The organism is Pseudoroseomonas cervicalis ATCC 49957 (genome assembly GCF_000164635.1).
Classification (GTDB): domain Bacteria; phylum Pseudomonadota; class Alphaproteobacteria; order Acetobacterales; family Acetobacteraceae; genus Pseudoroseomonas; species Pseudoroseomonas cervicalis.
This window is the reverse complement of the sequence record NZ_GG770781.1, coordinates 13,658-16,270: the sequence shown is the minus strand read 5'-3', so window position 1 is coordinate 16,270 and position 2,613 is coordinate 13,658. Positions and strand designations below refer to the sequence as shown.

The following is a 2,613-nucleotide window of genomic DNA, read 5'->3' as shown; positions in this document are numbered from 1 at the left end:
CGCCGAGCCCGCGCCCGCCGCCTCCGCCGTCACGCTGCCGCCGCTGGCCGTCACCGCCACCCGCGCGCCGCGCCCGGTGGACGATGTGCCCGCCACCATCACCGTGACCGACGAGCTGGAGCTGGAGCGGCGCAACGTCACCTCGCCGCGCGACCTGCTGCGCTACGAGCCGGGGGTGAACTTCGGCAACCAGCCCTCGCGCAATGGCGGCACCAACTTCGTCATCCGCGGCATCGGCGGCAACCGCGTGCGGGTGCAGGTGGACGGCATCCGCCTGCCCGACTTCCCCGAGAGCAATGCCGGCTCCGGCAACTACACGCGCGACTTCGTCGATCTCGACACGGTGCGCCGGGTCGAGATCCTGCGCGGCCCGGCCTCGGCGCTGTATGGCTCGGACGCGCTGGGCGGCGTCGTCTCCTATTTCCTGAAGGACCCGTCCGACTATCTGGAGCCGGGGCGCAACAGCTTCTTCAGCGGCCGCTTCGGCTACAACGGCGCCGACCAGAGCCTCAGCCAGACGGTCACCGGCGCGGCGCGCGCCGGCAATGTCGAGGCGCTGCTGACCTACACCCATCGCGAGGGGCATGAGATCCGCCCCAATGGCAATGTCCTGCCCAACCCGCAGGACTACACCGCCAACACCGTGCTCGGCCGCCTGGTCTACCGGCTGAACGATGCCGAGCGGCTGCGCCTGACCGGCGAGCTGTATCAGCGCGACACCGACACCAATCTGCGCAGCGAACTGTCCAGCGCCATCCTGACCAGCCTGGGCGAGGACCGGGCGACGCGCGGCCGCATCGCGCTCGACTATGTGCGCGAGGCGCCCTTCCTCTTCGCCGACCGGGTGGAGGCGCGGCTCGGCTGGACCCGGCTCGACCGCACCGAGTACACGAACCAGCTGCGCAGCGGCAACACGCTGCGCAACTCCATCTTCGGCTTCGAGCAGGAGGTGTGGAGCAGCGACGTCCAGTTCGGCTCCAACGTGCAGGCTTTTGGCCTGAACCACGTGCTGACCTATGGCGTCTCGCTCGACCGCACCGAGAGCAGCCGCCCGCGCGACCGCTGGCAGACCAACCTGACCACCGGCATCAGCACCAGCACGGTGGCCGGCGAGACCTTCCCCAACAAGAACTTCCCCGACACCACCACCTGGCAGGCCGGCGCCTATCTGCAGGACGAGATCACGCTGGGGGCGGTGACGCTGACGCCGGCGCTGCGGCTCGACTATTACGGGCTGCGGGCGAATTCCGACGCGGAGTATCTGCGCGCCTCGCTCGGCGGTGCCGCGCCGCAGCTCGAGGACATGGACAAGTTCGCGCTTTCGCCGAAGTTCGGCGCCGTATGGCGGCTCGACCCGGTCTATTCGGTCTATGGCCAGTACGCGCATGGCTTCCGCGCGCCGCCCTATGATTCGGCGACGCTCGGCTTCCGCAACACGGTGTCGCGCTACGAGATCCTGCCCTCGACCGACCTGAAGCCCGAAACCAGCGATGGCGTGGAAATCGGCTTCCGCGGCCGCTTCGCCAATGGCAGCTTCTTCCAGCTCTCGGGCTTCTACAACCGCTACGAGAACTTCATCGACACCCGCCAGATCGGCATCTCCTCGGCCGGGCTGCTGCAGTTCCAGTACCGCAACCTCAGCCGCGTCAAAATCTACGGCGCCGAGGCGCGCGGCGAGTGGCAGTTCGCCGAGGGCTGGGCGCTGCGCGGCAGCGCCTCCTACGCCCGCGGCGAGGATGACGACACCGGCCGGCCGATCGACAGCGTCGATCCGCTGCGCTTCGTGGGCGGCCTGGCCTGGCAGCACGAATCCGGCTTCGGCGCCGAGGCGATGGTCACCCACGCCCTGCGCCACAACCGCGTCAGCCAGGACAGCTATTTCCGCGCGCCGCGCTACACCGTGCTCGACCTCGCCATGCACTACGACTTCCGCAACGACATCAGCATCAACGCCGGCCTCTTCAACGTCACCAACGAGAAGTACTTCAACTCGCAGGACGTGATCGGCGTCGCCGCCAACAGCACCACGCGCGACCTCTACGCCCAGCCCGGCCGCTACGCCGCGGTCAATCTCGTCGTGCGCTTCTGAGCCTGACCCTGCTACCCTGTCGAACGGAGACAGACATGACCGATCTTCTCTCTCGCTTCCGCGCCCTGCAGGCGGAGACCCCGCATCTGCGCGCCCGCGACGCGGCATCGCGCCTCGGCACCACCGAGGCGGCGCTGCTGGCCAGCGGCGCGCTCGGCCCGGTCACCGCGCTGCGCGCCGACTGGGCGGCGCTGATCGGCGCCATGCCGGCGCTCGGCCGCATCATGGCGCTGACCCGCAACGACATGGCCGTGCATGAGCGCTACGGCCAGTTCCGCGACGTCTCCTCCGGCCCCGGCCATATCCTGGTGCTGGGACCGGAGATCGACCTGCGGCTGTTCCCCGGCTGCTGGGCGCACGGCTTCGCGCTCGGCGGGGAGCGGCCGGCGATCCAGATCTTCGACGATCGCGGCGTGGCCGTGCACAAGATCTACGCGACCGAGGGCACCGACCGCGCCGCCTGGGCCGCGCTGGTCGAGCGCTTCGCCGACCCGGCGGCGGCGGCCCCGCCGGAGCAGCCGGCC

Annotated in this window: 2 protein-coding genes; both read left to right on the top strand. The window is 70.0% G+C overall.

Annotated elements, in window-relative coordinates:
* The coding region (locus HMPREF0731_RS15275) for a TonB-dependent hemoglobin/transferrin/lactoferrin family receptor (protein WP_007005067.1) at positions 1-2,089 on the top strand (2,089 nt) is incomplete at its 5' end.
* A gap of 35 nt (positions 2,090-2,124) precedes the next feature.
* Positions 2,125-2,613, top strand: a 489-nt coding sequence (locus HMPREF0731_RS15270) for a hemin-degrading factor (RefSeq protein ID WP_007005066.1), incomplete at its 3' end; no start/stop codon positions are given.